General features: G+C 41.5%; 7 protein-coding genes and 1 riboswitch. Of the genes, 3 read left to right on the forward strand and 4 right to left on the reverse strand.

Going from position 1 to position 7,325, the window contains the following annotated elements; translation table 11 throughout:
• Nucleotides 1-28 precede the first annotated feature (28 nt).
• A complete protein-coding gene (locus ACFFAP_RS33280; protein ID WP_375515220.1) occupies nt 29-247 on the reverse strand; it encodes a hypothetical protein in 219 nt (72 codons plus the stop codon).
• Between the two features lie 148 nt (nt 248-395).
• Here ACFFAP_RS33280 and ACFFAP_RS33285 point away from each other — a divergent pair, with 148 nt between their 5' ends.
• The 3 genes from ACFFAP_RS33285 (at nt 396) to ACFFAP_RS33295 (ending at nt 3,236) form a co-directional block, all read left to right on the forward strand.
• Entirely contained in the window at nt 396-1,196 is an 801-nt protein-coding gene (locus ACFFAP_RS33285; protein ID WP_375515221.1) for an SDR family NAD(P)-dependent oxidoreductase, read from the forward strand.
• Nucleotides 1,197-1,297: 101 nt separating this feature from the next.
• Entirely contained in the window at nt 1,298-2,260 is a 963-nt protein-coding gene (locus ACFFAP_RS33290) for a sugar-binding transcriptional regulator (RefSeq protein WP_375515222.1), read from the forward strand.
• Between the two features lie 64 nt (nt 2,261-2,324).
• Complete coding sequence (locus tag ACFFAP_RS33295; RefSeq protein ID WP_375515223.1) at nt 2,325-3,236, forward strand: hypothetical protein; 912 nt, start codon at nt 2,325-2,327, stop codon at nt 3,234-3,236.
• A 428-nt stretch (nt 3,237-3,664) separates the two neighbouring features.
• On the opposite strand, the gene ACFFAP_RS33300 is transcribed toward ACFFAP_RS33295, so the two are convergent.
• From ACFFAP_RS33300 to ACFFAP_RS33310, 3 genes are all read right to left on the reverse strand, one after another.
• On the reverse strand, nt 3,665-4,678 hold the full coding sequence (locus ACFFAP_RS33300; RefSeq protein ID WP_375515224.1) for an ABC transporter ATP-binding protein: 1,014 nt from the start codon (nt 4,676-4,678) through the stop codon (nt 3,665-3,667).
• Nucleotides 4,679-4,753: 75 nt separating this feature from the next.
• Nucleotides 4,754-5,842, reverse strand: coding sequence for an iron chelate uptake ABC transporter family permease subunit (locus tag ACFFAP_RS33305; protein ID WP_375515225.1), 1,089 nt, complete (start codon nt 5,840-5,842; stop codon nt 4,754-4,756).
• 2 nt (nt 5,843-5,844) lie between these two features.
• Nucleotides 5,845-7,107, reverse strand: a complete 1,263-nt coding sequence (locus ACFFAP_RS33310) for an ABC transporter substrate-binding protein (protein ID WP_375515226.1) — start codon at nt 7,105-7,107, stop codon at nt 5,845-5,847.
• A gap of 21 nt (nt 7,108-7,128) precedes the next feature.
• Nucleotides 7,129-7,272: riboswitch (cobalamin riboswitch) on the reverse strand.
• Between the last annotated feature and the right edge of the window lie 53 nt (nt 7,273-7,325).

A 7,325-nucleotide genomic window follows, 5' to 3' on the forward strand; every position in this document is an offset into this window, starting at 1 on the left:
GGGCATCTGAAAATATGCACTCAAGTTTTTAAGCTCTCAAATCACTAGAGTGAATATCAGGATTAGCTGACTCAAATTTCCGAGAAAGCCCTTGCATCACCACCATGTCGCCATTATTAACTGTGGCGATCGTTAGTTTAGTTTTCTGGGCGGCTTGGGAACTTGGCGAGCAAGCGTATACTAATTGCGCCAGCATCACTCCAGCCAGAAATGCAGCTAGCACTTTAGCGAAGCGGCGAATACGCATCGCATAACTCCTTTAAAGTAAAAAACCGAACAAAACAAATTTTTGATTTTATGCTCTAATTTTGGGCAAAAGCTCAATAATAGAAATCATACCAATCTGATTTTCATCACGACCATTTGCAACAATTCTTCAATAAGAGGTTGAATCTATGACGGCAAAAGCAACTTATCAGTTTGCAGGTAAGACGATCCTAATTACTGGCGGTGCGGGAGATATTGGCAAGGCAACTGCACACCGTTTTGCTGCTAATGGTGCAGGAATAGCCCTGCTAGATTTAAATGAACCGAAGATGGCAGATGTGGCTGGGGAAATAAAAGAGTACAACGTTCCAGTTAGCACGTTTCGCTGTGATGTTACAGCTAGTGATGATGTTGCCAAAGCTTTTACTGGCACTGTAAAGCAGTTTGGGCGGATCGACTATGTATTTAATAATGCAGGTTATCAAGGAGTGTTTGCCAAGACTGACGAATATCCTGAAGACGACTTTCAAAAGGTGATCGACATTAACGTTGTCGGCGTTTTTCACATTCTCAAGGCGGCTGCACAGCAATTACGCGATACAGGTGGAGGCGCGATCGTTAATATGGCAAGTTATGCAGGGGTAGTTGGGCCGCCAAATATGTTGGCTTATGCCGCTTCAAAGTTTGCTGTCATTGGAATTACTCAAACGGCAGCAAAAGACTTAGCTCCTTACGGCATCCGAGTCAATGCACTCTCCCCTGCGTTGATTGGCCCTGGTTTTATGTGGACGCGGCAAACCGAATTACAAGCAGCAGTAGGGTCACAATACTTTGATGCCGATCCCAAGGTGGTTGAGCAACAGATGATCAATTCCGTGCCAATGCGGCGTTTGGGAAGTTTGGAGGAGGTGGCGAATGGAGTAGCGTTTTTGATGAGCGAAGAGGCAAGCTACATTACTGGCTTTAACTTGGAGGTGACTGGGGGATAATAGAAATTTAAAAATAATTGAGCAAAGATTATATCTTTGGGCATATACCCTAAACAATGTAATCATACCTTTGATAGATACATAGTTTTTGCAGGTAGTATATGGGACAACCTTTTTTGGAGCGGCGCGATCGCAAATTAGACCTGGCTGCTCATGCTGCTTGGCTCTATTACATCGCCGGCAATACGCAAGAAGAAATTGCCGCCAAGCTCAATGTGTCCCGGCAAGCTGCACAACGCTTAGTAGCACTGGCAGTTAGTGAAAAATTGATTAAATTTCGACTTGATCATCCCCTGAGTGAATGCATTGCTCTGGCTGAATCGTTACGCGATCGCTTTGATCTGTCACTTTGTGAAGTAGTACCAACTGACGCAGGGAATGGTGATACATTATACGGAATTGGTGTATGTGCTGCCACCCACCTAGAGGCTTATCTAATGGCTAAAACCCCAAGTATACTGGCGTTTTCGTCAGGTCGCACATTGCGAGCAATGGTGGAGCAGATACCCTCAATGAACCAACCCCAACATAAAATTGTTTCAATTATTGGGAATATGTCTCATTCTGGGCGTGCAGGTCGTCACGAAGTGGTTATGCATTTATCCGATCGCGTCGGTTCCCAAGCTTACCCAGTGCCGACTCCCGTTGTCGCCACTAGTATCGAAGAACGAGAACTCTTGCAGACTCAGCGATCGTTTCTTGCCGTCAAAACTCTTGCAGAGCAAGCCAAAGCAACCTTTGTCGGAATTAGTCACATTGACTGGAATGCTCCGTTACATCAAGACGGCTTCATCAATGACGATGAGGTGGCTGAATTGATTGAACTGGGAGCAGTAGGAGAAATTGCAGGTTGGGCTTACAGCGATCGTGGAGTACTACTGCAAAAGGGGACAAACAGTCGGGTTGCCAGCGTAGTCCTCGAACAATCGGCTCATCGACTCATTATTGGTGTGGCAGGCGCTGTGAGAAAGTCGGAGGCGATTTTGGCTGCTCTGCATGGCAAGTTAATTACAGGACTGATTACTGATGAAGCTGCTGCCCAAGCTATTCTTTCTAAGATTTAGTAAGTACTTACACAAAGTTGATGTAAATTTAGATGCGTTGAAATAGCAGTAAAGTATCGGGAATATGTTCAGTAGCAGCATTGGATCTAATGCACTACGCCTTGATCCTGTCACCCGTGCAACTTATCGGCTACCGGAAGTTCCCAGTGGGAATGCGGGAGGGGTAATCCTGATAACGCCTCAATTGCGTGTTATGGATCGAGCTGACATCGGGGTGAGAAATGAGGGTACAGGCAATGCAGGTAATTTCGAGGTTTATGCTGACTCGATTTTCCTGACTAATCACGGGACAATTTCCGCAACTACACAATCTGGAAACGGAGGAAACTTGGTTCTCAATGCTCAACAACTATTATTAATGCGGGGTAATAGCAAAATTTCTGTTGAAGCTAAGGAAGCAGGTGATGGTGGTAATATCACGCTCAACGCTCCGAGCATTGTGGGTTTAGAAAATAGCGACATTATTGCTAATGCCGTCAAAGGTCGGGGGGGCAATATCCAAATCACTACACAAGGGCTTTTCGGACTAAAGTTTCGTTCCCAACTCACACCAGAGAATGATATCACTGCCAGTTCCCAATTTGGGGTTAGCGGCACGGTTCAAGTCAATACCATCGGCGTTGATCCAAATTCGGGTTTAGTCGAACTACCAGCAAATGTCACTGATCCATCTCAGCAAATTGTCACAGGCTGCACGGGCAATCAACGCAACCCCTTTGTCGCAACGGGTCGGGGTGGTGTGCCGCAAAATCCAAATCAACAAGTAATGAACGATCGCACTTGGTCTGACACCCGCGACATCTCAGCATACCGCAAAACTCGTGAGGTGACAGCCCAAATTCCCCCCTCTCCAGAGATACTTGTCCAAGCTACTTCCTGGCATCGCAACGCTAATGGCAAAGTTGAATTAATTGCAGCGCAATCTCCCGCAAATATACAACCGCAGTTAACTTGTGCTGCACTTGTGAGGAATTAGTTGCTCCAGGAACTCTGCAACCCTTGTAAATCACAAGTGCAATCATGTCCACTTTTTGTCAAAGATGGAGCGGCAGTACTGTAGACTTGGCAACGGCTCTTACCAAAGTTTCAATTCCCTTGCGACCGTCAGTAATAATCGAGAAGCGCGATACATGAACTTATCCCACTAATAATATCTGTGCTACAAAGCTTAGGCTTATTGAGAACTTAAAACGAAAAATCAAGGTTTTCAAGCACATTTTACGACGAAAAGAAGTAGGAATTTTTAGAATAGTGGGATAGGTTCATATATTAGATGCTATTTGATGGGCTATCTGCTGAGTAAGAAGTAGTTATAGAACGAGTGCGACAGAAGATATTAGAGCTATTTCGGAATTTTTTCTGATTATCCAGTTAGAGAATCTTAATAAATTAGGGACAATGCTTTTATAAACAATCCAAAAATTTAATCATTTCATACAATGAATGATAAGTATATACAGTCTTGCTGTTTGTGATTTTCCACAAAACTTGTTTAGAGTTTGATATCACTTCTACTGAGATTGGTAATTTATTTTGAATTTGATTAACTTGGAAGCCTGCACGTTTTAAAGCACGAATAGTCCATGTTACAGCAATACCCTCACCTATCACATTAATTTCTCCTTTGTAAGGTAGGTGGAGATGAAATTCCCCAGAAGCAACATCGAACTCTACACCTTCACTCTCAAAAGTATCAGCAAATGCACCACTCAACACCAAATCTTCCGGTGCGCCAACGGATAAAATACCATTAGTTGATAATAGCCAAACTTTATCAGCAAGGCGCAAAGCTAAATCTAAATCGTGGGTAGAAAGGAGAATCGCCTGATTAGTTTCTCGTGCTAACTGGCGTAACAACTGCATAATTTCTACCCGTCGCGGTAAATCTAAAAATACTGTTGGCTCATCAAGTAACATAACAATAGGCGACTGAGCCAAAGCGCGCGCAATCATGATTTTTTGGCGTTCACCATCACTTAATTCACTAACTTGGCATTGTGCTAAGTGTACTGCTCCTACAGATTTTATTGCCCAAGTTATTATAGCTTCATCTTCGGGTGTCAAATTTCCCCACCAGTCAGTGTAAGGATATCGCCCCAAACTCACCAAGGTGTAGGCTGATAGCATTCCGACATCAACTTTCTCAGTAAGTACCAAACTCAGACGTTTAGCTAATTCTTGTGGTGCTAACTTGTAAATATTTTCTCCTAAGAGTCGGACTTCACCTGCTATTGGGGGTTGCATTCCGGCGAGCGATCGCAGTAATGTAGATTTCCCCGCACCATTAGGGCCAAGTAAGCAAACCAGTTCCCCAGCTAAGAGAGATACCGAAATATCCGACGCAACACACCGAACAGTTTTTCGGGATGTTTTATAACCAATAGTCAAATTGTGAGTTGTTAAAATCGAGTTACTCATTAGAGAATTAACTTTAGAAACACTCTGCGTTACTTTGCGCTTACTTTGCGTACCTCTGCGTTTAAAAAAACCTAATTACGACGGAAAAGACTTCCGAGAATTACGCCGCAGAATCACCCAAGTAACAACAGGAGTTCCTATCAAAGCGGTAACAGCATTTAAAGGTAAAACCATCTGACTTACCGCAAGTTGAGAAAACAAATCTGCAAACAATGCTAAGATTGCACCTATCATTGTTACACTAGGAATTAATATCCGATGGTCGGAAGTATTAAAAAGACTACGACAGAGATGAGGAATTGCTACACCTAGAAATGCGATTGGCCCACAAAAAGCAGTAATTGCGCCTGCTAATATAGATGCACTAGTAATAATTGAAAATCTAGTTTTCTGCACCGTTAAACCTAGACTACGTGCATAAGATTCACCAAGTAAAAGTGCATTCAAAGATTTCGATTGCAAGACTGCTCCCAATAAACTCAAAAATATCACAGGAATTAAAACAACTAACTGTCTCCAAGTCACCCCAGCAAAACTACCAAAAGTCCACATTATATAACTTTGAATACGTTCCTTTGAACTAAATTGCAACAAAATACTAACAATTGCACTAGTAGCATAACCAAACAGTAAACCTAAAATTAGTAGCGTCATCGTATCTTGCACTCGGCGAGAAACAACTAACATCATCCCTAAAACTGATGCAGCACCAAGACTTGCTGCTATGACTAAACCAAAATCACTAATGATTCCCAAATCTGCTAATAATGTTGGTGTCGTAGCACTTGCTGTCAGCACAACTAACGCTACACCTAAACTTGCACCAGAACTAATACCCAACACAAAAGGCCCTGCTAAGGGATTTTTAAATAGGGTTTGCATTTGTAAGCCACTCACACCTAAAGCTGCACCCGCTAAAGTTGCAGTTAAAGCTTTAGGTAAGCGAAATTTGAGAAGAATATGAGTCCAAGTAACTTTTTCTGGTTCAAGTCCTAGCAAAATTTTTATTACTTCATTCAGGGGAATATCAACTGAACCTAAAGCCAAGTCTAATAAAAAGGCAAATATTAAACCTGTAAGTAAACTTGAAAAAATAATAATTTTTAGAGCCGGAGTTTTTTGATTTAATAACAGGGGTTTAAATTTACATTTTTTGTTTAACATTATTAAATAATTTTGCGGTAATAAAATAACTGATGATTAGGTAATATCTCTGGATGCAATATTTTAATCAAGTCAGATAAAACTATATCTGGATTACTGATTCCACCTTCCCAGTAATCATTACCTCCACTTTCATTAACACGAGCATTATTATTGTATAGATTGCCTGTTTTCACAGCTTTAAAATCAGCATAGCGATTATCTTCTGTGACTAAATCTTTTAAACTTTGCCAAGATTGGCTAAAATTCAACCAGTAGTCAGCGTTTGCTGCACGTTCCAAAACAACTTCAAAAGATAAAGGTAGACTACCAGAAAATTTATCATCACTCCAGAGATAGTTTGCACCCGCATCAGCCAGATATTTAGCTACATAACTTTTGCCTCCAGGCATATACCAAGTTTCTTGAAAATTGAACCCAACAAATACAGTCGGACGATTTTTTACAGATTTAGCTTTTTGAGCTACTTGTTCATATTTATTAGCAATTTCACTAAATATCTTTTCTGCTTGTTCGTCTTTATTAAAAAACAGAGCAGTAAATTTTAACCATTTGCTTCTTCCCAGTGGCGTGTCTTCCATATATTCAGAATTTATCCCCACTTTCAAACCCGCCTCTGTGAGTTTGGCATAACTATCAGTTTGAGAATTTCCAGTACCAAAAGTTGTTACCAAGTCAGGATTTAATTCTAGTACTTTCTCTATATCCACATTTAAATTATCACCTACTTGTGCTAACTTTCCGGCTTTGATTTTCTCGACTACATCAGGAGTATTGACTTGCTTACTATTACTAATACCAATAAGCTTATCAACTACACCTAACTTGGCTAAGTGAGGTAAATGAGTAGTAGATAGAGAAACTATTGAGTTTATCGGTACTGTAATTACCTGTGCTTGATTAAATCCTTTCGGTGTAGGAGTTCCACATTGGACTAAAATATATTGAAAACCTGTCTTAGCATTTTGCCAAGGATTCTTAATGGTGACTACTTTGTAGTGTTTGTGATATTCTACTGCCAAGCCTGTGGCATGAGTAATTTTAACTTTATTGGGAAAGTAATCAGTATTTTTATCGTATCCTTGAATACAACTGTTATTATTAGTATTTGTAGATATGTTGATTGCTGTACTATGGCAAGCAATGATTAAAGTGGTAATTAATAAGAATTGACTCGCGCCTACAGCAATATCAAAAACCAGCTTTCGATGGCGGAAGCGCCCGCCGAAGGCATCGCGAAAAAGCCGCGCAACTATAGCCATCATCCGTACCTCGCAGATGGTGTGAACAGTAAGTTAACCATCGGCGGGCATCCTGACTCAGAGACTAAAGCCTCTTTACAGTTGCGGGACAGCGCCGGATTTACACCGGACTTTCCCCCTTGCGTCTGATGGCTGCTCCCCATCAGAACCGACCTCTGCATTGGAGCATATAGCGGTTCTCGCTTGAGTGAAATACAAAATGTGGGAGGATGAACAAAGTC

The sequence above is a fragment of the uncultured Nostoc sp. genome, from assembly GCF_964245575.1.
Classification (GTDB): Bacteria; Cyanobacteriota; Cyanobacteriia; order Cyanobacteriales; family Nostocaceae; genus Nostoc.